This is a genomic window from Pontibacterium granulatum, from assembly GCF_029961155.1.
Classification (GTDB): Bacteria; Pseudomonadota; Gammaproteobacteria; order Pseudomonadales; family Balneatricaceae; genus Pontibacterium; species Pontibacterium granulatum.
The window spans coordinates 1-23,373 of sequence record NZ_JASBRH010000028.1; the positions used below are offsets into that span (position 1 = coordinate 1).

19 protein-coding genes are annotated in these 23,373 nt (G+C 53.4%); 5 read left to right on the forward strand and 14 right to left on the reverse strand.

The features are described 5' to 3' along the window. Nucleotides 1-17 precede the first annotated feature (17 nt). Entirely contained in the window at nucleotides 18-767 is a 750-nt protein-coding gene (locus tag QKW35_RS18420; RefSeq protein WP_282355503.1) for an electron transfer flavoprotein subunit beta/FixA family protein, read from the reverse strand. Nucleotides 768-1,167: 400 nt separating this feature from the next. Between QKW35_RS18420 and QKW35_RS18425 the strand changes: the two genes are divergently transcribed. Beyond that, the gene (locus QKW35_RS18425; protein ID WP_282355504.1) at nucleotides 1,168-2,817 is read left to right on the forward strand and encodes an electron transfer flavoprotein-ubiquinone oxidoreductase; all 1,650 of its coding nucleotides are present in this window, start codon (nucleotides 1,168-1,170) and stop codon (nucleotides 2,815-2,817) included. Nucleotides 2,818-2,891: 74 nt separating this feature from the next. Here QKW35_RS18425 and QKW35_RS18430 read toward each other — a convergent pair whose 3' ends face one another. From QKW35_RS18430 to QKW35_RS18440, 3 genes are read right to left on the reverse strand one after another with little or no spacing between them, the layout of a single operon-like run. After that, a complete protein-coding gene (locus QKW35_RS18430; RefSeq protein WP_282355505.1) occupies nucleotides 2,892-3,812 on the reverse strand; it encodes a LysR family transcriptional regulator in 921 nt (306 codons plus the stop codon). A 5-nt stretch (nucleotides 3,813-3,817) separates the two neighbouring features. Continuing rightward, complete coding sequence (locus QKW35_RS18435) at nucleotides 3,818-6,889, reverse strand: efflux RND transporter permease subunit (protein ID WP_282355506.1); 3,072 nt, start codon at nucleotides 6,887-6,889, stop codon at nucleotides 3,818-3,820. Then, on the reverse strand, nucleotides 6,889-7,980 hold the full coding sequence (locus tag QKW35_RS18440) for an efflux RND transporter periplasmic adaptor subunit (protein ID WP_282355507.1): 1,092 nt from the start codon (nucleotides 7,978-7,980) through the stop codon (nucleotides 6,889-6,891). Before QKW35_RS18440 ends, QKW35_RS18435 begins: the two co-directional genes overlap by 1 nt. A 286-nt stretch (nucleotides 7,981-8,266) precedes the next feature. On the opposite strand from QKW35_RS18440, the gene mnmL reads away from it, so the two are divergent. The 3 genes from mnmL (at nucleotide 8,267) to purU (ending at nucleotide 10,788) form a co-directional block, all read left to right on the forward strand. Further along, on the forward strand, nucleotides 8,267-9,166 hold the full coding sequence (mnmL, locus tag QKW35_RS18445; protein ID WP_282355509.1) for a tRNA modification radical SAM protein MnmL/YtqA: 900 nt from the start codon (nucleotides 8,267-8,269) through the stop codon (nucleotides 9,164-9,166). A 17-nt stretch (nucleotides 9,167-9,183) separates the two neighbouring features. Further along, nucleotides 9,184-9,828: a TatD family nuclease-associated radical SAM protein gene (locus tag QKW35_RS18450; RefSeq protein ID WP_282355511.1), complete on the forward strand. Its 645-nt coding sequence runs from the start codon at nucleotides 9,184-9,186 to the stop codon at nucleotides 9,826-9,828. A 102-nt stretch (nucleotides 9,829-9,930) separates the two neighbouring features. Further along, a complete protein-coding gene (gene purU, locus QKW35_RS18455) occupies nucleotides 9,931-10,788 on the forward strand; it encodes a formyltetrahydrofolate deformylase (protein WP_282355512.1) in 858 nt (285 codons plus the stop codon). 22 nt (nucleotides 10,789-10,810) lie between these two features. Here the strand turns inward: purU and QKW35_RS18460 are convergent, their stop codons facing one another. Beyond that, nucleotides 10,811-12,721, reverse strand: a complete 1,911-nt coding sequence (locus tag QKW35_RS18460) for an alkaline phosphatase D family protein (protein WP_282355513.1) — start codon at nucleotides 12,719-12,721, stop codon at nucleotides 10,811-10,813. Nucleotides 12,722-12,934: 213 nt separating this feature from the next. Here QKW35_RS18460 and QKW35_RS18465 point away from each other — a divergent pair, with 213 nt between their 5' ends. Beyond that, nucleotides 12,935-13,624, forward strand: a complete 690-nt coding sequence (locus QKW35_RS18465; protein ID WP_282355515.1) for a DUF5610 domain-containing protein — start codon at nucleotides 12,935-12,937, stop codon at nucleotides 13,622-13,624. A 43-nt stretch (nucleotides 13,625-13,667) separates the two neighbouring features. Here QKW35_RS18465 and QKW35_RS18470 read toward each other — a convergent pair whose 3' ends face one another. From QKW35_RS18470 to QKW35_RS18510, 9 genes are all read right to left on the reverse strand, one after another. After that, complete coding sequence (locus tag QKW35_RS18470; RefSeq protein ID WP_282355516.1) at nucleotides 13,668-14,891, reverse strand: GGDEF domain-containing protein; 1,224 nt, start codon at nucleotides 14,889-14,891, stop codon at nucleotides 13,668-13,670. A 226-nt stretch (nucleotides 14,892-15,117) separates the two neighbouring features. Continuing rightward, nucleotides 15,118-15,303, reverse strand: coding sequence for a hypothetical protein (locus tag QKW35_RS18475; protein ID WP_282355518.1), 186 nt, complete (start codon nucleotides 15,301-15,303; stop codon nucleotides 15,118-15,120). 105 nt (nucleotides 15,304-15,408) lie between these two features. After that, the gene (locus QKW35_RS18480) at nucleotides 15,409-15,855 is read right to left on the reverse strand and encodes a MaoC family dehydratase (protein WP_282355520.1); all 447 of its coding nucleotides are present in this window, start codon (nucleotides 15,853-15,855) and stop codon (nucleotides 15,409-15,411) included. 195 nt (nucleotides 15,856-16,050) lie between these two features. After that, entirely contained in the window at nucleotides 16,051-16,812 is a 762-nt protein-coding gene (locus tag QKW35_RS18485; protein WP_282355521.1) for an SDR family oxidoreductase, read from the reverse strand. A gap of 235 nt (nucleotides 16,813-17,047) precedes the next feature. Further along, entirely contained in the window at nucleotides 17,048-18,943 is a 1,896-nt protein-coding gene (locus QKW35_RS18490) for an AMP-binding protein (protein WP_282355523.1), read from the reverse strand. 151 nt (nucleotides 18,944-19,094) lie between these two features. Further along, the gene (gene mmsB / locus QKW35_RS18495) at nucleotides 19,095-19,985 is read right to left on the reverse strand and encodes a 3-hydroxyisobutyrate dehydrogenase (RefSeq protein WP_282355524.1); all 891 of its coding nucleotides are present in this window, start codon (nucleotides 19,983-19,985) and stop codon (nucleotides 19,095-19,097) included. A gap of 111 nt (nucleotides 19,986-20,096) precedes the next feature. Beyond that, the gene (locus QKW35_RS18500) at nucleotides 20,097-21,194 is read right to left on the reverse strand and encodes an enoyl-CoA hydratase/isomerase family protein (protein ID WP_282355526.1); all 1,098 of its coding nucleotides are present in this window, start codon (nucleotides 21,192-21,194) and stop codon (nucleotides 20,097-20,099) included. Between the two features lie 111 nt (nucleotides 21,195-21,305). Beyond that, on the reverse strand, nucleotides 21,306-22,082 hold the full coding sequence (locus QKW35_RS18505; protein ID WP_282355527.1) for an enoyl-CoA hydratase: 777 nt from the start codon (nucleotides 22,080-22,082) through the stop codon (nucleotides 21,306-21,308). A gap of 120 nt (nucleotides 22,083-22,202) precedes the next feature. After that, nucleotides 22,203-23,360 (reverse strand): acyl-CoA dehydrogenase family protein, encoded by a 1,158-nt coding sequence (locus QKW35_RS18510; protein ID WP_282355529.1) that lies wholly within the window; start codon nucleotides 23,358-23,360, stop codon nucleotides 22,203-22,205. Nucleotides 23,361-23,373: the final 13 nt, after the last annotated feature.

Below are 23,373 nucleotides of genomic sequence, written 5' to 3' on the forward strand. Positions count from 1 at the left end.
AGCCATTAGATCACCCCTTAAATTACTTTGGCTTCGTTTTTCAGTTTTTCGACCAGCTCATCCACGCTGCCGACTTTAATACCCGCCTGACGCTCAGCCGGTGGAGTGACTTTCAGCAGTTTGGTGTGCTCTTTCAGCTCAACACCCAGGTCTGCAGGGGTTTTCACGTCCAGCGGCTTACGCTTCGCTTTCATGATGTTTGGCAAAGACGCGTAGCGTGGCTCGTTCAGACGCAGGTCAGTGGTCACGATTGCTGGCAGGTTCAGGGCAACCGTCTGCAGACCGCCATCCACTTCGCGGGTCACGTTGACTTTGTCACCCTCGATTTTCACTTCAGACGCGAACGTACCTTGTGGCATATCCAACAGTGCACCCAGCATCTGACCGGTCTGGTTGTTGTCGGAGTCGATCGCCTGCTTACCCATGATCACCAGCTCAGGCTTCTCTTCGTCGATCACTTTCGCCAACAGCTTGGCCACGTTCAGAGACTCTGGGGAATCTTCGGTTTCGATCTGAATACCACGGTCGGCACCCAGTGCCAGTGCAGTACGGATCTGTTCCTGGCACGCTTTCGGGCCGATGGACACAACCACGACCTCGGAAGCCGTACCGGCTTCTCTCAGACGCACCGCTTCTTCCACGGCGATTTCACAAAACGGGTTCAGGGCCATTTTTACGTTGGCCAGATCCACATCACTGTTATCAGACTTCACACGTACTTTGACGTTGTAGTCGATCACTCGCTTAACTGTTACAAGCACCTTCATCAGCAAAGACCTTTTATCTGTCGTTCTTCTTTGTATGCTTTTACTGTTGGGTTAGATAACGCCTTGTTCAGTAGCTATACACTAGGAACCAGCTCTTTTTCTAAGTGGTTTCCCTAATCATACCCAACCCTTGCAAATAAGCAATAACCCTTACAAACAAATTTATACCCCCTTGGGCTAATAACAAAACGGTTCCAATATTAGGGAAAACACTTATAATTAAGTTAACCTGATATAACAGAGCGCCGGTTTGCTAACAAAGACAGGCCTCTATGGAATCCATATCCACTTTCCTGGCCCTGCAGTCGCAGCCAAAGAGGACGTGAGCAACGGCTTTCACTATGAGATAGTCTGGGTTCCAAAATAACAACAAAGAAACTGAGTTTGGGGAGATCTACCGATGACCCGTGAGTCGATGGAGTTTGATGTTGTAATCGTAGGTGCAGGCCCTGCAGGTCTGTCTACTGCGTGCCGCCTGATGCAACTGGCGCAGGAGAAGGAGCAGGAACTGACGGTCTGCGTCGTAGAAAAAGGCTCTGAAGTAGGTGCGCACATCCTGTCCGGTGCGGTAATTGAATCCCGTGCGCTGGACGAACTGTTCCCTGACTGGAAAGAACAGGGTGCCCCGCTGAACACGGCGGTAACAGAAGATGAAGTTTACCTGCTGAAAGACGCAGAAAACGGCACCAAGATCCCTAACGCGTTTGTGCCAAAGACCATGCACAACGATGGTAACTACATCGTAAGTCTGGGCAACGTAGCCCGCTGGCTAGCAGAACGCGCAGAAGAACTGGGCGTAGAGATTTTCCCTGGCTTCGCAGCCTCCGAAGTACTTTACAATGAAGATGGCAGCGTAAAAGGTATCGCCACCGGTGACATGGGTATCGGCATGGATGGCGAACAGAAAGACAGCTACATGCCAGGCATGGAGCTGCACGCCAAATACACTATCTTCTCTGAAGGTTGCCGTGGCCACCTGGGCAAGCAGCTGATCAACAAATTCAACCTGGATTCTGACGCAGACGCCCAGCACTACGGTATCGGCGTTAAAGAGCTTTGGGATATCCCCGCCGAGCAGCACAAGCCAGGCCTGGTCGTGCACGGTTCCGGCTGGCCACTGGACAAAAACACCAGCGGCGGTTTCTTCCTGTACCACACCGATGACTGCCAGGTGGTAGTCGGTCTGATCGTTGACCTGAATTATTCCAACCCGTACATCAGCCCGTTTGATGAGTTCCAGCGCCTGAAGCACCATCCGGTGCTGAAACGTCACCTGGAAGGCGGCACCCGCGTGTCTTACGGTGCACGTGCGATCACCAAAGGTGGTTTCAACTCTCTACCGAAGATGACCTTCCCGGGCGGCCTGGTTGTAGGCTGTAATGCAGGCACCCTGAACTTCAGCAAGATCAAGGGCACCCACACCGCGATGAAATCCGGCATGCTGGCCGCAGAAGCGATGTTCGAAGCGCTGAGTGCCGGTTGCGAAGGCGGCAAGGAACTGACCCGCTACGAAGAGCTGTTCAAAGATTCATGGCTGTACGACGAACTGTTCCGCTCCCGTAACTTCGGCCCGGCGATGCACAAGTTTGGCGCGATCCTGGGTGGTGCATTCAATTACATCGACCAGAATATCTTTGGCGGCAAACTGCCTGTGACCCTGCATGATAACCATGAAGACTACGCACAGATGCAGCCTGCCAGCAACTTCCAGCCGATCGAGTACCCTAAACCGGATGGCAAACTGAGCTTCGACAAGCTGTCTTCCGTGTTCCTGTCAAACACCAACCACGAAGAAGACCAGCCTTGTCACCTGACGCTGAAGGATGCGGACATTCCGCTGAAACAGAACCTGCCTACCTATGCGGAACCGGCACAGCGCTACTGCCCTGCCGGCGTGTATGAAGTGGTGGAAGATGAAGGCGGCCCGCGCTTCCAGATCAACGCGCAGAACTGCCTGCACTGTAAAACCTGCGACATCAAGGACCCAGCCCAGAACATTACCTGGGTAACCCCTGAAGGCATGGGCGGCCCTAACTATCCGAATATGTAATCTCAGTACGTGAGATAAAAAACGGCGGGTAATTTACCCGCCGTTTTTGTTTGTGTAAGGCATTGGATTCGGGTCTAGTCCGTCAGCGTATGGAACAACCCTGCAATCTGCTCCCGCATCCACTGGTGTTCCACATCGGCGTGATAGCGCCGGTGCCATAACAGCCTGATCGCCACCGGCTCCAGCTCACTGAACGGCAACGACAGCGCAGTAATCTCCTGCGATCTCGGCAACACCGGGAACACGCGTTTACCTGCAATCATGGCCAGGTTGGAATCACATAAGGCGTTCATCGCTGTCATCAGGTTGTTAGTCTCCAGCATCACATCGCGACTCAGTTCCTTGCCAAAGAGCAACTGGTCCAGCTGGCGATGCTCGTTAAATCCAGGAATCCAGAAATGGATAAACGGCAGCCCCGCAAACTGCTCTAAACTCATCGGCGCACGGGCCAACGGATGATTCCGGCGCAACAAACACACCGGCTCTTCGTAACAGATCACCTTGGAATGGATATTGGCAGGTGCCTCATCCCCCAGATTCAGAATGAAGTCCAGTTGCCCGGATGCCAGTGACTCCATACTGTAGGTTTCCAGATTGACGATCTTCAAGCGGACATGGGGTGCCGTTTCTTTGAGCGCGTCTAAAAGCGGCGCCACAACAACCTGCGAGAACAGATCCAGCATGCCGATACGGAACGTTCTTCTTAGCTGAGAGGGGTCGACCTTCACCGGCGCCACCAACCGCAACATATCATCCAGCAACGGACGCAACATCTGATGCAACTGTTCTGCTCTTGGCGACGGAGCCAGACCATGGGACTGACGAATGAATAGCTCATCACCAAACAGCTGACGCAAGCGCTGCAGGTTGCGGCTCATAGCCGGTTGTGACAGATCCAGCCGTTCCGCCGCACGTGATACGCTGCGTTCCTCCATCAACGCGTTAAACGCCACCAGCAAGCGCAGATCAATCCGTCCCAGATCATCCAGATTCATTCCGATTATTTTTCCATCAGGTTTCGATAACGAATACCGTACACCATCGCGTACAGCACCGGTACCACGATCAGGGTCAGTACCGTGGCGATACCCAGACCAAAGGTGATCACCACCGCCATGCTGGCGAAGAAGTCGTCAAACAGCAGCGGTATCATCCCCAGGATGGTTGTTATAGCCGCCATACATACCGGTCGTACACGACTGACTGCAGACTCGAAAACCGCCTGATACGGTTCCTGCCCGGAGTCCAACGCCAGGTTAATCTGATCCAACAAGACAATACCGTTCTTCAGCAACATGCCCGACAGACTGAGGAACCCAAGCAGCGCCATAAAGCCAAACGGCAGATCCAGCACCAGCAACCCGAGCGTCACACCGGTGATTGCCAGCGGTACCGTCGCCCAGATCACCAACGCCTTGCGTAATGCATTAAACAGCAAGACCGTAATCACAAACATACTCAGGAAACCGATCGGCATCGCTTCCAACAGCGGCGCCTGTGCATCTCGTGAGCTCTCGTATTCACCGCCCCATTCCAGGCTATATCCGGCTGGCAACTCGATCGCCTCGATCTGTGGTTGCACGCGGCTCAGCAGTGCACTGGCAGGCTCTTCGCTTAACGGATCGGGATCTGCCAGCACGGTGATGGTTCGCTTACGATCACGACGCATGATCAGTGAGTCTTCCCACTCCACATCAAAACCACCCACGATCTGCTCTACCGGAATGTACGACTGGTATACCGGACTCCAGACTTTCAGATCTGGCAGGTTATCGATATTCAGGCGTTCCTCATCTGGCGTGCGGGCGACAATTGGCATCAGGGTTGCGCCGTCACGATACAGGCCAATCGTCTTGCCACTGAAATTCATCTGCAGCATCGAGTCCAGATCCTGTTTACTCACACCGACCCTGCGCGCCTGAGCTTCTTGGAACTGTGGTCGAATGACCTTGCTACGTTCGCGCCAGTCATGGCGAATATTAGCGGCCATTGGATCTGCCTGAAGCACCGACTGCACTTCAGTTGCCAAAACACGGAGTTGATCGGGTTCCGGCCCACTGATCCGCACCTCGATTTTGGCATTGGTGGACGGACCGATTTCAAGACGCTTCAGTTTGAACTGGGCATGGCTGTATTCGTCTGCCAGATGTGTGTTGAGGTCCTGCATCAGACTGCCAATCCCTTCGGTATCGTGGGTGCGGATCAACAGCTGACTATAGGCGGCGTAACTCTTCTCCGGCCCATAAGTCAGCATGAAACGCAGGGCTCCTTTACCGGTGGTTGTCGCCACATACTCCACACGCGCGTCTTCCATCAACCAGGCCTCGATCTCCGCTGTTTCTGCGGCGGTATCACGGATATCAGAACCCTGCACACGCCAGTAGTCCACCAGAAACATCGGCGTGGTCGATGCCGGGAAGAAAACCTGTTTTACCGAACCAAAGCCCACCACCGCGACCACGGTCGCAGCCAGCACAACCGCTACGGTTCCCCAGCGGAAGCGCATACAGAGATCCAGCAGCCAGCGATAGGCAGTAAAGAACAATCCCTGGTAGGGATCATCCATGCCCTCCTCCGCTTCATCGACCACTGCTTCTCCAAAAAAGAGACTGCAGAAGAAAGGCGTCAGGGTAATGGCCGTTACCCAGGAGAGCATCAACGAGATCAACAATACGTAGAACAGCGAGCCTGCAAATTCACCGGTGGCGTCCGGCGACAGACCAATCGGCGCAAACGCAATTACAGCAATTACGGTTGCCCCCAGCAGTGGCCACTGGGTGTGACGCACAATAAGACTCGCCGCTTCCACCCGATCCAGGCCACGCTTCATGTTGATCAGAACACCCTCCGTCACCACGATGGCGTTATCCACCAGCATCCCCAGCGCGATAATCAGCGCCCCCAGCGAGATACGCTGCAGATCGATGGCAAAAACCTTCATAAAGATAAAGGTGCCAAGGATGGTCAGCAGCAGGATCAGGCCGATCAATACACCGCTGCGCACGCCCATAAATACCAGCAACACCAGGATGACGATGCCGACAGCCGCGGCCAGGTTATAGAGGAAGCTGTTGACCGACTTTTCAACTTCCTGGGGCTGGTTGTAGAGCTGGGAGACTTCCATCCCAATAGGCCGGGCATACTCCAGCTCGGTAAGACGTTCATCGATCGCAGCACCAACGTCCACCACATTCACGCCGGACGCAAAGGAGATACCCAGATGCAGTGATGGCTGGTTATTGAAGCTGACCAGATTACTGGGTACTTCCGCGTAACCACGCTTGATGTCTGCCACATCCCCCAAGCGGATCAGCTCGCTCTGGCCGGGCTCGCTGAGAATCAGCTCTTCCAGCTCGCCAATATCGGTAAACTCACCGGTTGGCGAGATACGGATATACTCGCTGCCCACACGAACGTAACCCGCGTTGGAGACGACATTCTGTGTTGCCAACAGGTTGTAGATGGTATTCAGGTTAATCCCCAGGTTGTTCAGCTTGATACGGGAGATTTCGAGCTGCACCTCTTCGCGCTGGCGACCCGCCTGCTCAACTTTGCCCACACCCGGCACCAGCACCAGTTCTCGACGCAAGAAGTCTGCGTAGTCGGCGAGCTCTTCGTATTGATAGCCATCCCCCGTAACCGCCAGAAGAACGCCGTACACATCCCCAAAATCATCATTGATCAGCGGGGTGCCGACACCTGGTGGCAGGTTAGGTTGGTAATCGTTTACCTTACGTCGCAACTCATCCCAGATCTGGCGCAGCTCTTCACCGGCATAAATGCTCTTCATCTCTACCGTAATCTGCGACATCCCTGGCGAACTGATGGAGCGAACGCTATCCACATAGGCCAACTGCTGTACAACGTTCTCCAACGGAAAGGTGACTTCCTCTTCCACCTGCATGGCGGAAGCGCCTGGATAGCCGGTAATGATCATCGCCTCCTTGATGGTGAACTCCGGGTCTTCCAGCTGCCCTAATCCCAAAAAAGACACGCTGCCGCCCACCAACAGCAGCAAGGCCACCATCCAACTGGTGACCTTATGACGGATAAAGTATTCAGCGCTGTTCATCAGATACCACGCTCCCGCTTCCACTGACGAACCTTCATCCCTTCGCGCAGGTGGTGAACCCCTGCAGTTACCACAATGTCACCGGCACTCAAACCAGACAGAATCTCAATGCCGTTGGAGGTAATTTCACCTATCTCCACATCAAACCGGCTCACCTTCATCGTCTCCGGTGATACCTTCCAGATCTGACGAAGGTTGCTGTTCAGGGGCGTATCCTCAGCCGCAAATACCGCTTCCACCGGCAGTACGAAGCGCAAGGTGTCCAACTCAAAGACGCGATTTAGGTCAAACCGCACCGACGCAGTCATACCGGGAAATACCTCCAGTGATCCGGGGCGTAGCATGCTCAGCGTCACGGAATAGGAACCGGTCTTAGGATCGGCCTCTGCCGTCCGCTCGCGATACTCGGCTTTAAAGCTCTGGTCCGGCAGTGCATCAAAGAAGATATCCGCCCTTTGCTCACGCGCATCCGGCTTGGTCGGCAATGCAGCGATCCATTCAGGCACCTGGAATTCGATATCAATCTGGTCACCCGACTGAATCACGATAACCGGTTCCTTGGCTTGCACATTCTGATAGTTGTCGACCATGCGCTGAGAAATGGTGCCATCGTAGGGAGCGCGCAGTTCGGTATATTTCATGTCCAGCTCTGCACGCCGCAATGCCGCACGCGCAACGTCCAGCTCGGCACGCTTTTCATCGTACTGGGCAGCCGATACCAGCTTGCGCTTCAGCATCTTATCAAAGCGGTCGTACTGGGCCTTCGCAAGACGATACTGAGCACGCCTCTGGTCAAGCACGACTTGGTAATCGGCCGGATCCAGACGGGCCAAAAGCTGGCCTTTCGTTACCGGCTGCCCCTCCTGAATCACCAGATCGTTCAACTCACCTGGAATTCGAAAAGCGAGTTCCGTTCGCGACGTGGCTTTAACCTCTGCGGGAAAAGTCCGGATCTGTTGATCGAGGGGATTTTCAATCGTCAGCAATTTGGCAGGACGCACGATCTCCTGCCTGGAACCGGTCTCCTGCGCCTGCGCAGTTCCAAGGAATAGAATGCCGGACACAACCAGCATCAGTTTTCGCCAAAGCACGGATTCGACCTCGTTAATTCGGTGGAAAAATATTTACACAACATACAGAGTTAAGTATGGAACAAAAACAAAACGACACAGATAGATGATATGCACGCGGCGCATATCTCAACGACATAAATTCACTCGATTTGGACTGCTCAAGTCCGTCTCGGATTAGACCACTGTGACAGAGGCGATAGGACCAAGCCTCCTTCAGCGTTATGCACTTGATAACCATCAACGCCGCTACGGGCCTTCGAGGCTACCCTGCCTTCCCTTCTAACAATAAGAATGAGGCGCCGCGATGGATCTGACCCGATATGTGAATACCTTTGGTAAGGCCATGCGCCGCAAACATGGCTGCAAAGTCCATAAGGTGTCGATCAACGCCGCATTCACCTGCCCTAACCGTGACGCCACCAAAGGGATAGGCGGATGCACCTTCTGCAACAACGCCTCGTTTAACGTCAACGCGCAAAACGCGCCAACCATTGATCAACAGTTGTGTGAGGGTAAAGCGGTGGTCGGCCGCAAAAAGAACGCCAGTAAATTCATCGCCTACTTCCAGGCCTATACCAGCACGTACGGCGACGTTGCGCTGCTTGAACAGCGGTATGAACAGGCGCTCCGTACACCCGATGTGGTTGGTCTCTCGATTGGGACCCGCCCGGACTGCGTACCGGATGAGGTGCTACGGCTGCTGGCCCGCTATCAGGAACAGGGTCATGAAGTGTGGCTGGAATTGGGGTTGCAGTCAGCAAATGACGAAGTACTGAGGCAGGTCAATCGCGGCCATGACGTTGCCTGCTATAAAGACGCCATTAAACGCGCAAAGTCATTCGGATTGCAGGTATGCACCCATCTGATTGTGGGCCTCCCCGGAGAAACACCCGAAGCCAGCGTCGATGCAGCTGCAATGACCACCGACCACAACAGTGATGGTTTGAAAATCCACCCACTGCATGTGGTGAAAGGCACCCAGATGGCCCGCCAGTTAAAGCAAGGCGGGATCCCGTCACTGAGCCAGGAGCAATATGTGGATGTAGTCACCCGGATTATCCGGCAAGCACCTGACGAGCAAACGTTCCACCGCCTGACCGGGACAGCTAATGAGCAACTGCTGCTCGCGCCCCAATGGTGCCAACGTAAGTGGTCTGTACTGAACGCAATTTATCACCGGCTGGCCGCATGCCCGGCCACATAGAGATGTAAGCAATACCGATGAGCAGTAAACGCCCAAACCCCAGTAAACGTTTTACCCACGAAGAGCCGGATACGCTGGTGTATCAGATCGATGACCGTCTGTACGTAAACCTGACCGACCGCTGCACCCTGGCCTGCACCTTCTGCCCGAAACACAACGGCTGTACGGAGGTGAAGGGGCACGAACTGTATCTGTCGGAACGACCTGCAGCGGACAAGATCATCGAACTGATTGGTGATCCGACTCGCTACACCGAAATCGTGTTCTGCGGTTTCGGCGAACCCACCCTGCGTCTGAAAGATCTTCTTAAAGTGGCCAAAGCGGTCAAAGCCCGGGGTGGCAAAACCCGCATCAATACCGATGGCTTGGCCAATCGTGTTCACAAGCGTGACGTCACCGGCGAGATGGCCGAATGCATCGATGCTCTGTCGATCTCACTCAACGCCCAGGATGAGGTTACCTACAACAAGCACTGCGAGCCCAGCCTGAAAGGATCTCACGCAGAGGTTCTGAAATTCATCGAAGCTGCAGCCAAAGTAATCCCAGACGTATCCGCCACTGCAATTGATGGTCTTGAAGGGGTTGATGTTGTGCAGTGTGCAGCGCTCACCGAAGCCCGTGGCGCCAAATTCCGTGCCCGCTATCTAGACGTCGTAGGTTAGCGTTAAGTCCGACAGGCTCCCAGGCCCTCAATCCAGTGTTTAGCACCTACACTTAAATGACCGTTCCAGAACCATATGCGACGATCATAAGGAGTGCTGACGATGTCTGAACAACACTGGATTCTAACCGCCCATTGCCCAAGCCGCCTGGGCACTGTCGATGCCGTTACTGGCCTGCTTTATCAGCAGGGACAATATATCGATGACCTGAAGTCGTTTGACGACAGACTGCATCAGCACTTCTTTATCCGCGCGCAATTCCGTCCCGAAAAGCAGTTCGATGAAGATGCCTTTCGGGTAGCGTTCGCGCCACGTGCGGCAAAGTTTGGTATGGAGTGGAACCTCACACCCTCCAACCTAAAGTACAAGGTAGTGATTATGGTCTCCAAGTTTGATCACTGCCTGAACGACCTGCTCTACCGTTACCGTATCGGTCAGTTGCCAATCGAGATACCGGCGATCATCTCCAACCACCCGGATCTGAAACCACTGGCCGATTGGCACAAGATTCCCTATTACCACCTACCGATCACTGCGGAAACCAAGTCGGAACAGGAAGCGGATGTCTGGAAGATTGTCTGCGATAGCGATGCGGATCTGGTGGTGCTCGCCCGTTACATGCAAGTGCTGTCGGGAGATATGTGCGAGAAGCTTTCCGGTAAAGCGATCAATATCCACCACTCATTATTGCCCGGCTTCAAAGGCGCACGCCCGTACCACCAGGCATACGAGAAAGGGGTCAAGCTGGTCGGCGCCACCGCACATTACGTGAATACCGACCTGGATGAAGGTCCGATTATCACGCAGGATATTGAACCCGTGGATCACAGTTACTATCCGGAAGACCTGACCGCGAAAGGTCGTGATATCGAATGTGTCACCCTCGCCCGTGCGGTTCAGTACCACATTGAGCGACGGGTATTCCAGAGCGGAAATCGTTGCGTCGTATTTTCTGACTAGGGCTTGTTATCAAGCCCTGACATCAGTCACTCACCAGCGGCTGTTCGGCTTTTGGATCGGGGAAATCGGTCCGGGAGCCATCCGCTCCCAGCACTTGGATGCGCACCGGAACTCCCTCCTCATTCAGTCTCACCAACCCCAGCCCACTTCCGTTATGCAGGTGATGATCATCGGTGGTTGGCCGTCGCGCCTTAATCCTCATCCGCCGGCGCTTGGTAAACCAGTTAAGCGGCGAGCGGCTGCCGTACATAACCCGGTTCAGCAGATCCAGCTTTGGTAAAAGCGACGTTGGAAACTCGTTTTTCATACCACTGCAGGTAATCTGCCAGATATTCGGACTGTTCTTACGGAAACGGATCAGCACGTCATACACAAAGGAGTAATGCACATCACCGGACAAGATCACGAAGTTCTGAGGTGTTTTCGGATGACGAAAGATATTCAGCAAGGTATTGGCAGATCCCGGGTGCGCCATCCAGTTTTCCGCATCCACCATCAGAGCATGACCAAAATAGGTAAAGACACGCTGTATCGTCTCAATTAGTTTCACGCCAAAGATCGGCGCAGGTGAAACCATCACCACCGCAGGTTCACCAATCAACTCCTGCTGCATATCTGACAGCGCTTCCCAATCCATCAGACCAGATGGCTTGGCAAGCCTGCTTTCCGAGCGCCAGCGTCGGGTACGCGTATCCAGCACCACCAGCTTCGGAGCTGTTGCGAGACTGTAGTGCCAATGTTCAAAGTGCAACAGGGTATCGATCAATGCGTCCTGATTGTCACTAGTAGGGTCCCCAAAGTAGTCCTGAATCTGCTGCATAAACTCTACCGGGAAGTGCTGCGGTGCGTTGCCCCACCCCTGGCATAGCCAGTACCCGATCAGGGCATTCCCGATAATACGGCGCGAAAACGGATTGCCATACGCCGCCTCCTCCCATCCCCGGGTCAAGTTCCAGTCATCGGTCACATCGTGATCGTCAAAGATCATATACACCGGCATATGTGCCATGGCACGCTGCACGCCCCCCAGCCCATCAACAAAATGAGCCAGCTGCTTCTGTTCTTCCAGGTATTTATCACGATGAGGCTCAGATACATCCTTCACACTGATGCGGACGTATTTCCATAACACCGGTGACCACACCAGCAGGTACATGGCAATCACCTCGCCGAAGGTGATCAGGTGGTTGTGCGCACCGTCGGCCGTAAAGATCGGTTTGCGCGCACCTCCAAAGAATTTATCACGCAGGGTCTCGTTGGCCTTGTTGTGCGGCAGCAGCTGCTCGCGCTGGTAGTAACAGCAGGTGTTGGTGTAAAGATCGTCGCTGTCGGTAATCGTCGCGCCTTGGATCTCTTCTCCATGAAGTCCCAGCAGTCGAATCACTTGATGAATTGCGGTCAACATCGGGCCGGCCACATCGTCGGCGTAGATCTGGTCACCGCTCATTAGCAGCAATGATGGCCGCTTGCTGTCATCCTGCAACGATTCCGCGATGAGCTGGTCTGCCTGTAGCAGTCCATCACCGCTGGCATAATGGGGTTTACGGCAGGAACCGTGCAGAATTCTGTCGAGATGAGTTTTAAGTACCAGCGTTGGCTCAGTCTCCCCGTCATAAAGGAGGCCCGGCTGCAATTCAGCAAGTCGCTTCTCACCCGCTTCACTGTTGATAACAAGGTCGTAACCGAAACGCTGGTTGGTTGGCAGCGGCTGCTCCAAGTGGAGATCGACCAAGTAGACCCAGGCCCGCTCTCCTATTCGCAAGCACTCACAATGAGGCGCCACCAGTGGATACAGCCGCGTGGATCCATTCGGCAACGTTAGCTGCACAGATCCATCCAGCGTACGGCTTGTTACAAACCAGATCACCATCTGCTCCGGCATCAAGCGTCGTACGATAGGCCCAGCAATCAGTTCCGGTAATGCCTGCTCCATTTCCCCATCCATACTTCAAGACTTTCAACTGCTTAGGTTAAGTATAAAGACCTTAATAGACAAACTTAGTGCCTTAATGCAGATGATAGGCCCGAAACGTTAACTTCCCCTTAATTGGGTAAAAACACCAAACTGAGCACAAATCCATCAACTGTTTCGAACTTTGGCCGATAACGTGGGATACTTAAGGCGACTTTCAAAGAGTAGAACGGTATGAGCATCAACAATTTTGGTCAGTCGATATCGGCGCAAGCCAAGCACCCTGACAAACCTCAACAGTTTGGCCAACAGGTATCCCAGCAGGCCCATGCCAAGAATGAAGTCAAGCGCGCTGAACGCGCCGCAGAAACACCTGCGATGACGCCTCAGCAGCAGGCAAAGGCGGAGCTCAATCGCTCCATCATGGAAGCGTCCCTGCAGGTTAATATCAACGCCGGGAACGAATCTCTGACGTTGGCGTTTAAAGCGGCAACAGAAAAGCTGAACGAGATTCTGGAGCCACAGCTTGGTCCCCGGGCGATCGATAACGCAGTAGAGAGCGGACTGGACGTTTCGCCGGAAGCCACTGCCGACCGCATTGTTTCACTCACAACCGGTCTTTTCAGCGCTTTCCAGAATGCCAACCCGGAACTTCAGGGCAGTGAACTGGTGGATCACTTCACCGATGTGATCGGTGGCGGTATTTTGCAGGGCTTTAACGAAGCACGCGAGATACTTGATGGCATGGGAGTACTTACCGAAGAGATCGCGGGTAATATCGACCAGACCTATAACCTGGTTACTGAGAAACTGGAGCAGTTCCGCATTGATAATGGCGGTTCTGATCGGACCGTAGAAACTGATAGCAGCTCGGAAGAACCGGCTACCGATACTCCAACCCCGCCAATATCATCCGAAGTGTAATCCAACAAAAAGGCCACTTATCCAGAAGTGGCCTTGTTCTTATCTAAAGCCCGCTAACCCTGTTCCGCCCCTGTTCCTTGGCTTGATAGAGCGCTCTGTCGGCGCGGTCGACCGTATCTTCAAAGCAAGCATCATCTTCGCTCACCAGTGACACGCCAATACTCACAGTCACACTAACGACGCCGCCATCAAAATCTATCGGTTGACTGGAGATACCACTGCGAATACGTTCTGCGATGCTCCATGCATCTTCGCTGCTTCCGCCAGGCAGCACCAGAATAAACTCTTCGCCACCGTAACGGCCCACGTTGCTGTAGTTACGCACGGCCTGAGCCAGATAGTCTGCAACCTGCCTCAGCACCTGATCGCCCACAACATGACCGTAGTTGTCGTTGATCGATTTGAAATGATCCAGATCGATCATCATTACACTGTAAGGAGTGTGCTCAGACCCGATAGACAAACGCTTATAACGAGAAAATTCCTGCTCGCCGCGTATGGCGATCTCACGGCGATTGATCAGGCCTGTAAGCGAATCTCGAATAGCCATGTCATGCAATTTTTCCTGGGCATCCAACAAACGGTTTACAGCCGTCTTCAGGAACAGGTACGCAATGGAGAACACCAACAGCAACACCGATCCCAACACCACCACAGACATCGTAACGCCATTCGCCACCTCATTTCTGAATATAGTGGTGTCCTGGTAGATTTCGAAGCAACCAACCACCGCGCCATCAGCATTTCGAATAGGTACGTAGGTCTCTACCACATCAACATCAAACCGCTGCTCGGACTTAATGTCCAAAATCGATTCCTTTGTCTGCAGATTGGATACCGGTTCGCCTTGCAGCGCTTTTAGGAGATTCGGGTTGTTGGCGTTTTGCTGCCCGATAATCGAACGGTCGGTGCTGTATACCACAGTACGATTCGGGGAAAAGACTTTAACTTTGAGGATACCGTGGGGTGACAGGAACTTATCCATACGCTGATCAAGCCTGTCCAATGCAGCGCTATCCATGTAATCCGTCAACGGTGATTCTGAAGGGGAAGACGCTTTAAGAAAGCGACTTTCGATCGCAATAATCAACTCACTGGTACGGATCGCGTCCAGCTTGGATATTTTAATTACGTAGCTTTGATACAGCCAGTGTGTACCAGCGACAGAGGCAATCAGGATAATGGTGGTTGCGACCATCGCCACAACTTGTAACAGACCGATCAGTTTCTGGGGGTCACGACCTACATCGCCATTGGTACTGCTCATACAACTACTCTGATGAATCCCGTTACTTCTAGATACGGAAGAGCAATCCTATCCCCACCGTTTTTAGCAGTCCGTTCTGCAATAAGCTCTATGCTAATACATAAAGATGAAATGTATAGTACAAGCTACAAGCCCCTTAAATCCTACCGTAGAGCACGAGACAGTAAAAACAAAAAAGGCCGCAACTCCAGTCGCGGCCTTTTTATTCTTTTAAGAAGCCGGTGTATTAGTGCAGCTCGTCGTACTTCTTACGAATCGCCACCAACTGAGGCTGGATATCCAGCGGCGCGTAGTTCATCGCCTGATCAAATAGATCTTTATTCTCCTCAGACAGGCGCTCTTCTTCTGACATGGCTGACAGTTTCTGCATCGCTTCGATAAATTTTGGATGCGGATTAGTTGCGTTTGACATAACAGAGCCCTCCTATCAGTGGCAGTATGTTAAGCACATTCTAGCCAAAAGCCTGTGACATGTAACCGCTTCATCTAATAAAAACTAATGAAAATTTCGTAGCATTTACTCGGTTTTTCTGCGTCCAAGCATTATTACAATAAAGCTGATCACTTCGTCGCCATGCTGGTTATATCCGCGGAACTGGATGCGCAGAATACCCCGGTCAGGTTTTGAACGCGAAGGTTTCGCCGACAGGATCTCCGCCTCACTGCGGATCGTATCTCCTGGTCGCACCGGCGCCAGAAAGCGCAGTTCATAGATGCCGGGCCCACCCATACTCACCTTTTCGAACACGCCATTTTGCACAACCATCCGGAAGCACAGTGCCAACGTCTGGAATCCGCTGGCAATCAAACCACCGTAAGGGCTCTCCGAAGCAGCCTGCGCATCAATATGGAACGGCTGCGGATCATAGGTCAGCGCAAAATCCAGCACCTGCCCTTCGCTGAGGGTAAAACCCGGCGCGGTAAAACGTTCGCCCTCTTTAAAATCATCCAAGTAACGATTCATAGCGGTCTCCTTAGTTATTTTTATTTGTGGTGATGCCTGTATTTGCTTTTTTTGGACATAAAAAAAGGGGAGCGAACTCCCCCAAGTGACGTACCAACAGAGTACTAGTGCAGTTAACGGCACTAAACAACGGTCGTCTTTCAGCTAACAAGCAAAGAACCTGTTTAACCTGCAAAATGCGCGTTTCACATACGCTTAGATGCGCAGGCCACCGTCCATTTCTACGATGCGGCCGGTGAAGAATTCGTTTTCGATAATGTACTGCAGGGTGTGGGCCATCTCTTCCACTTCACCCAAGCGACGCAGAGGCACTGCAGATACCATGCGTTCAATCGCTTCCGGCTTCATCTGTGCAGTCATCTCAGTAGCGATTACGCCCGGTGCAATGCCACCTACACGGATACCGAAGCGCGCCAGTTCACGAGACCAGCTCACAGCCATGGTTGCTACACCCGCTTTTGTCGCGGAGTAGTTGGTCTGGCCCATGTTGCCTGCGCGGGATACGGAGGAGATGTTTATGATGACACCACCTTTGCCCTGCTGCGCCATGATGGCTGCCGCCTCACGTCCACACAGGAAGGTGCCGGTCATGTTGACAGTCAGCACAGACTCCCAGTTTTCCAGCGACATCTTGCCGACCAGCTCACCATCTTTCATCTTGATTAGCATGCCATCACGCATCAGACCAGCGTTGTTCACCAAACCATTAATCTCGCCAAAGTCTTCTTTGATCTGCGCAAAAGTGCTTTCTACTGCAGGTTCATCAGTGATGTTGCAGATATAACCACGTGCTTCTCCACCCAGTTCCTGACACTGGCCTACAGCGGTATCCAGATCGTCCTGATTCAGATCGATCAATGCCAGCTTGCCGCCCTGCTTTGCCAGGTGCTCAGCCATCGCACGTCCCAGACCACGACCGCCGCCGGTGATTACAAAAACACTGTCTTTAACCTGCATAGAACCTCTCCTGCTTTTTCTGTGTAATGCCGGTTGAAACCGGCTATACAACTTATTCTTTACTCTTACGTTAACGTCAATTTAACGTGTTTCTCAGCGGAATGCGAGAGAAAATAGGTATTTTCCCTAATAAATTTTCAGTGCGGCGTTAGTGCTTAAATAGAATAGAGAGCGTCGGCACCGTCCTAGCAAACGGCGCCAACGCTGGGGACATCGGTACTCGATGTTAGGTGTATTACTTGGTTACACCCGCTTCTGCCATCAGCTCGGTAATCTCAGGCAGAATGCTTTCGTCATCGATTGTTGACGGCATCTTGTACTCTTCCTGAGCGGCGATCTTACGCAGGATTGCGCGCAGGATCTTGCCGGAACGGGTTTTCGGCAGACGTTGAACAACCAGAGCTCGACGGAAGCAGGCCAGTGCACCCACCTGGTCACGGACCATCTGGACCAGCTCTTTTTCCAGTTGTTCCTCTTCGATCTCTTCGCCCGCTTTCAGGACGATCAGACCAACAGGCAACTGACCTTTCAGCTCGTCATTCACACCGATCACCGCACATTCGGCAACCGCAGGGTGTGCAGATACGACCTCTTCCATCTCCCCGGTCGACAAACGGTGGCCGGATACGTTGATCACGTCATCGGTACGACCGGTGATGTATACGTAACCATCGTCGTCTTTATAACCACCGTCACCGGTGTGGTAGTACCCCGGGAAGGCTTCCAGGTAGGAGCTTACGTAGCGGTCATTGTTGTTCCAGATGCTCCATGCCACGCCCGGAGGCATCGGCAGCTTCACGCAGATATTACCCGCTTCACCGGCTTCTACATCAGTACCATCGCCATCAAGCACACGGATGTCGTAACCAGGAATCGGTTTGTTGGTAGAGCCCAGACGTGCTTCTGACGGATTGTCCCAGCCCATCATCGGTGCAGTCATTGGCCAGCCGGTCTCGGTCTGCCACCAGTGGTCGATCACCGGTACTTTCAGCAGATCGGACAACCAGTGATAGGTGGAGGAGTCCAGCTTCTCACCTGCTACAAAAATCCACTTCAGGCTATCGAGGTTATATTTCTGAGACAGCGCACCTTCCGGGTCTTCCTTACGGATCGCACGGAACGCAGTTGGCGCACAGAACATGGAGTTCACGCCGTACTCTTCGATCACACGCCAGAATGTACCCGCATCCGGGTTCTTGATTGGCTTACCTTCAAAGAAGATTGCACTACAACCGCCCATCAGGGGGCCATAAACGATGAAGGAGTGCCCTACAACCCAACCGATATCGGACGCGCCCCACCATACATCGCCTGCTTCCATGCCATATACGTTATTCAGTGCGTAGCGCAGCGCCACTGCATGACCACCGTTGTCACGCACGATACCTTTTGGCTGTCCGGTAGTCCCGGAGGTATAGAGGATATAGAGCGGATCTGAACCTTTAACTGCTACGCACTCTGCCGGCTCAACGCCTTCCTGCACTTGATACCAATCCAGATCACGTGCGTTGTTCATGTCCGCTTTCAGGACATCACGCTGACACACAATGGTGTTTTTAGGCTTATGCGTTGCTAAGTCGATCGCCTGATCCACCAGCGGCTTGTAAGCGATCTTCTTGTCGAACTCGATACCGCAGGACGCGGTCAGGATCATTTTCGGATTGGCGTCGTCGATACGGATCGCCATTTCGTGTGGTGCAAAGCCACCAAATACGACAGAGTGAACGGCGCCCAAACGAGCACATGCCAGCATCGCGACTGCCGCTTCCGGAATCATCGGCATGTAGATCAGAACAGTATCGCCCTTTTCGATACCTTGTGCTTTCAGAGCACCGGCGAAACGGGATACGCGATCCAGCAGCTGGTCGTAGGTGATCGCTTCTTTGGTACCGCCGGTCGCGGGAGAGTCATAATAGAGGGCAACCTGCTCACCACGGCCATTTTCCACGTGGTAATCCAGTGCCAGGTAGCAGCTGTTCAGCTCACCGTCCGGGTACCAGCTGTAGGTGCCAAAATCGGTTTTGCTCAGAATGGTTTCTGGTTTTTTGAACCAGGCGATGCGGTCAACCTGCCCCGCCCAATAGGCTTCCGTGTTATCCAGGGCAGCCTGATATTCATCGTTGTATCCCATTGTTCAACCTCGTTTATTTTTTTTATCGGGTTGGCACTGCGGCTAGATGGCGCCTCCTGCCTGAGAGAACGCCCCGACAGTGCCGCGAGGAACTGTCTGCCCGCCCCAGTTTGGGGCGAGCATGTATTGTAGTTATTCTGTGGAGAACTGCTTACTGATCCTGATACAGACGCAGGATGCTGGAGAAGTCCAGGCCACCGTTACCTTTGGCTTTATGCAGGTTGTACAGTGCACGCGCCTGTGACCCCATTGGGGTTGGAGAAGCGCTCTGCTGGCTCAGGTCCATCGCCAGACCGAGGTCCTTGTACATCAGATCTACCTGGAAGCCGCCCTGGTAATTGTTAGAGGACGGCACACCTTCCATTACGCCTGGAACCGGGTTGTACACCTGCAGCGCCCAGTTGTTACCGGAGCTCTGCTTCATGATTTCGGACAGTACCGCTGGATCCATACCGTTCTTGATACCCATATTCAGGGCTTCAGCAGTACCCGCCATCAGGATGGATAGCATCATGTTGTTACATGCTTTTGCAATCTGCCCCGCACCGTTATCACCGGCGTGGAATATGTTCTTACCCATGCAGTCCAGAATTGGCTTCGCCTTGCTGAACTGCTCATCGCTACCGCCCACCATGAAGGCCAACGTGCCTGCTACCGCACCACCAACGCCGCCGGATACCGGTGCATCGATAAAGCTGATACCACGCTCAGCACCTACAGCGGCTACGCGCTTTGCAGTTTCTGCATCAATCGTAGAGGAATCGATGATCAGTGCACCGTCAGCAACCACGTCGAACAGTGGCTCATCACCGGTCACAAACAGACCTTCTACATGCTTACCCGCGGGCAGCATAGAAACTACGAATTCGGAATCTTTTGCAGCATCTGCTGCAGATGCCGCAGCCTGGCCGCCTTCGGCAACCACTTTCTGAATTGCATCCTGGGACAGGTCGAACGCTTTAACCGAATGACCTGCTTTCACCAGATTGATCGCCATTGGGCCACCCATGTTGCCCAGACCAATAAAACCGATTGTTGCCATATCTCTAGCCCTTTTTATCTTTATTCGTTAAGAAAGCGACGCCTTGCGCGCGGCATGAGATGCCGCTTTCCGGACCAAAACTGCGTCCTGTTTATCCCTTTTATCTCTTTCTTACAGACCCGCCAGTGGGTTGTTCTCCCACGGAGAGACAAAGAACTCGTTCACTTTGTCCTGATCAACTTCAGCCAACGTGCTGTAGGTCCACTGAGGGTTACCACATTTATCAACCAGCAATGCACGTACGCCTTCCGGGAACTCACGATGCTTACAGCACTGTACAGACAGCACCAGCTCGGCGTTGAACACCTCTTTCAGCGACATGTGCTTGGTCACGTCCAGCTGCTTCTGAATCAGATTGATTGCCAACGGACTGCCGTGACTGATCGCTTTCTGCGCTTTGATAACCCACTTGTCTTCGGATTCTTCCGCCAGCAGCGTTTCAACGATCTCTTCCACACTGTCCTGATCGGTCACACGCTGGATCAATTCGAAGTTGTCCTGCACCGGAGATTTGCCATCGAACTGCGGCTGAGATTCATCTTCCAGGTCACGCAGTACACGGTTAACCGCGGCGTTAGCGTTACCGTCCCAGCTCTCGGACTGCAGACGCTCAACCATCACTTCGCGCAGCTCACCTGCAACAAATCGATCCGCCAACCCCAGGAACAGGGCATCCGCTGCATTCATGCGGTTACCGGTCAGCCCCAGAAATAAGCCGGTACGGCCCGGCATATGGTTGAGGAACCAACTGCCACCTACGTCCGGATACAGGCCGATGGTCACTTCCGGCATCGCCATATGCGTCGTTTCGGTAACGACACGATGGCTACAGCCGTTCATCAACCCCATGCCACCGCCCATCACAATGCCGTTGCCCCAGCAGATAATCGGTTTCGGGTAGGTGTGGATGGTGTAGTCAAGCGTGTACTCGCGGGTGAAGAAGTCTTCCGGGAAGGAGGCGTCACCTTCGCCAGCCATCGCTTTGTAGAGGTTTACAACGTCACCGCCAGCACAGAATGCTTTCTCACCGGCGCTGTCCAGAATAACGGCAACAACGCTGTCATCATCTTTCCAGGCATCCAGTTTAGGCTGGATCTCATCGATCATATCCAGCGTCAGTGCGTTCAGGGAGCGCTCCGCATTCAGGCGTACTTCAACAATTTTTTTGCCATCCTGCGTAGGGAATTCGTTAAACAGTACTGAGCTCATCGTCTGTTCCTTGTTTATTGCTTATGCGGGTATCCCCAAGGACGCCCCGCATTGATCACCTTCGTATAGGGAATTGGTACGCCTTGGAGCTTTCTTAGCTCCTTTGGGTGATTACTTGTTCTTCCACTCAGGTGCACGCTTCTTCAGGAACGCGTTTACACCTTCTTTCTGATCTTCGGTGTGGAACAGATCCACAAACAGTTCGCGCTCCATGATGTAACCTGCATCCCAGTGGTTGGTGCGGTTGTTCTGGATCAGCTGTTTACATGCAGCGACAGCCGTTGGGCTCTGCTGCTCAACCGCTTTGGCCATCTCCATCGCGCGTTCGAAAGACTGACCGGTAGGCACCAGCTCTTCCACCAGACCGATCTCTTTCGCCAGCGGTGCTTTGATACGCTCACCGCACAGGATCAGACGCTTGGTCCAGCCTTCGCCAACCAGCATGGTCAGGTTCTGAGTACCGCCTGCACATGGCAGCAGGCCTACTTTCGCTTCTGGCAGCGCCATCTGCGCCTGCTCTTCAGCTACACGGATATCACATGCCAGCGCCACTTCCAGACCGCCTCCCATCGCAAAGCCGTTGATGGCTGCGATAGACACACCACGGAAACGGGACAGGGTTTCGAACGCTTCACCGAAGTAACGCGCCATGTCACGTGCTACCGCGCGGTCACCGTCAGCGAACAGGTTCAGGTCAGCACCTGCAGAGAAGAACTTCTCGCTGGTCGAACGGATCACCAGTGCGTAGATCTCTTTGTCCTGGTTCAGTTCTTCAACCACCACGGCCAGACCTTTCAGACTGTCTTCAGTCCAGGTGTTTGCTGGCGGGTTGTTCATGGTGATAACAGCGGTATGGCCCTGTTTCTCTACAATCAGCTTATCGGTCATCTTATATCTCCAATTCTTTTCCGAGGATCCGAGGAGTTAGCGATTAAGTCCGAGACTTTCTCTGCCTTGATCTCGAGTTGCTCTGAAAGCCAGAGTCGTTTCGGACTTATTCACTGACTCCTATAACAGATCCGCAGCGTCCTGCATCAGCACACGACGTGCGACGATGACGCGCATAATTTCGTTGGTACCTTCCAGAATTCGGTGCACGCGATTGTCACGTACGTAACGCTCCATCGGATACTCTTTGATGTAGCCGTTACCACCGAAAATCTGCAGTGCTTCGTCTGCAACATTAAAGCCCACATCGGTTGCAAAACGTTTTGCCATGGCGCAGTACGCGGTCTTGTCCGCATGGCCCGCATCCAGTTTAGACGCAGCCAGGCGCACCATCTGACGCGCAGCCACCAGCTCGGTGGTCATGTCTGCGATCTTGAACTGCAGTGCCTGGAAGTTGGCCAGCTCTTTACCAAACTGCTTGCGCTCATGCATGTAGTCACGTGCGCGGTTCAGTGCAGCCTGCGCAGTGCCGATGGAACAGGTCGCGATGTTGATGCGACCGCCATCCAGGCCCTTCATTGCAATCTTGAAGCCGTCGCCTTCGTTACCCAGCAAAGCAGATGCTGGTACGACGACGTCTTCAAAGGTAATCATTCGGGTTGGCTGGCTGTTCCAGCCCATTTTGTCCTCTTTACGGCCATATACGATGCCTTCAGATTTGGCATCAACCGCAAATGCGGAGATCCCTTTCGGACCGTCTTCGCCGGTACGCGCCATCACCACCAATACATCGGTACTGCCCGCGCCGGAGATGAAGATCTTGGAACCGTTGAGGATATAGTTGTCGCCTTCACGACGTGCAGTCGTTTTCAGGGACGCGGCGTCTGACCCGGCATTCGGCTCGGTCAGACAGTAGGATGCCAGCTTCTGGCCAGCGGTCAGCTCAGGGCACCACTGTTGACGGGTATCTTCGTTACCGAAGTCCGCAATCATCCAGGTTGCCATGTTGTGGATAGTGATGAACGCGGTGGTCGAGGTGCAGCCCATAGCCAGTTGTTCAAAAATAATGCTGGCATCGAGGCGGCTCAAGCCTAACCCGCCTACGTCCTCCGGTGAATAAAGGCCACAAAAGCCCATTTCACCCGCGGCACGCAGTACGTCTACCGGGAAAGTCTGTTCCTGATCCCATTCGGCGGCATGGGGTTCAAATTCGTTTTGTGCAAAAGCACGGGCCATGTCGGCGAATGCAATCTGGTCTTCGTTCAGCTCGAAATCCATCGCTCTCTCCTGA

Coding starts and splice junctions, on each gene's coding strand:
- QKW35_RS18420 (WP_282355503.1), bottom strand. CDS start 767: ATGAAGGTGCTTGTAACAGTTAAGCGAGTGATCGACTACAACGTCAAA.
- QKW35_RS18425 (WP_282355504.1), top strand. CDS start 1,168: ATGACCCGTGAGTCGATGGAGTTTGATGTTGTAATCGTAGGTGCAGGC.
- QKW35_RS18430 (WP_282355505.1), bottom strand. CDS start 3,812: ATGAATCTGGATGATCTGGGACGGATTGATCTGCGCTTGCTGGTGGCG.
- QKW35_RS18435 (WP_282355506.1), bottom strand. CDS start 6,889: ATGAACAGCGCTGAATACTTTATCCGTCATAAGGTCACCAGTTGGATG.
- mnmL (WP_282355509.1), top strand. CDS start 8,267: ATGGATCTGACCCGATATGTGAATACCTTTGGTAAGGCCATGCGCCGC.
- QKW35_RS18450 (WP_282355511.1), top strand. CDS start 9,184: ATGAGCAGTAAACGCCCAAACCCCAGTAAACGTTTTACCCACGAAGAG.
- purU (WP_282355512.1), top strand. CDS start 9,931: ATGTCTGAACAACACTGGATTCTAACCGCCCATTGCCCAAGCCGCCTG.
- QKW35_RS18460 (WP_282355513.1), bottom strand. CDS start 12,721: ATGGAGCAGGCATTACCGGAACTGATTGCTGGGCCTATCGTACGACGC.
- QKW35_RS18465 (WP_282355515.1), top strand. CDS start 12,935: ATGAGCATCAACAATTTTGGTCAGTCGATATCGGCGCAAGCCAAGCAC.
- QKW35_RS18470 (WP_282355516.1), bottom strand. CDS start 14,891: ATGAGCAGTACCAATGGCGATGTAGGTCGTGACCCCCAGAAACTGATC.
- QKW35_RS18475 (WP_282355518.1), bottom strand. CDS start 15,303: ATGTCAAACGCAACTAATCCGCATCCAAAATTTATCGAAGCGATGCAG.
- QKW35_RS18480 (WP_282355520.1), bottom strand. CDS start 15,855: ATGAATCGTTACTTGGATGATTTTAAAGAGGGCGAACGTTTTACCGCG.
- QKW35_RS18485 (WP_282355521.1), bottom strand. CDS start 16,812: ATGCAGGTTAAAGACAGTGTTTTTGTAATCACCGGCGGCGGTCGTGGT.
- QKW35_RS18490 (WP_282355523.1), bottom strand. CDS start 18,943: ATGGGATACAACGATGAATATCAGGCTGCCCTGGATAACACGGAAGCC.
- mmsB (WP_282355524.1), bottom strand. CDS start 19,985: ATGGCAACAATCGGTTTTATTGGTCTGGGCAACATGGGTGGCCCAATG.
- QKW35_RS18500 (WP_282355526.1), bottom strand. CDS start 21,194: ATGAGCTCAGTACTGTTTAACGAATTCCCTACGCAGGATGGCAAAAAA.
- QKW35_RS18505 (WP_282355527.1), bottom strand. CDS start 22,082: ATGACCGATAAGCTGATTGTAGAGAAACAGGGCCATACCGCTGTTATC.
- QKW35_RS18510 (WP_282355529.1), bottom strand. CDS start 23,360: ATGGATTTCGAGCTGAACGAAGACCAGATTGCATTCGCCGACATGGCC.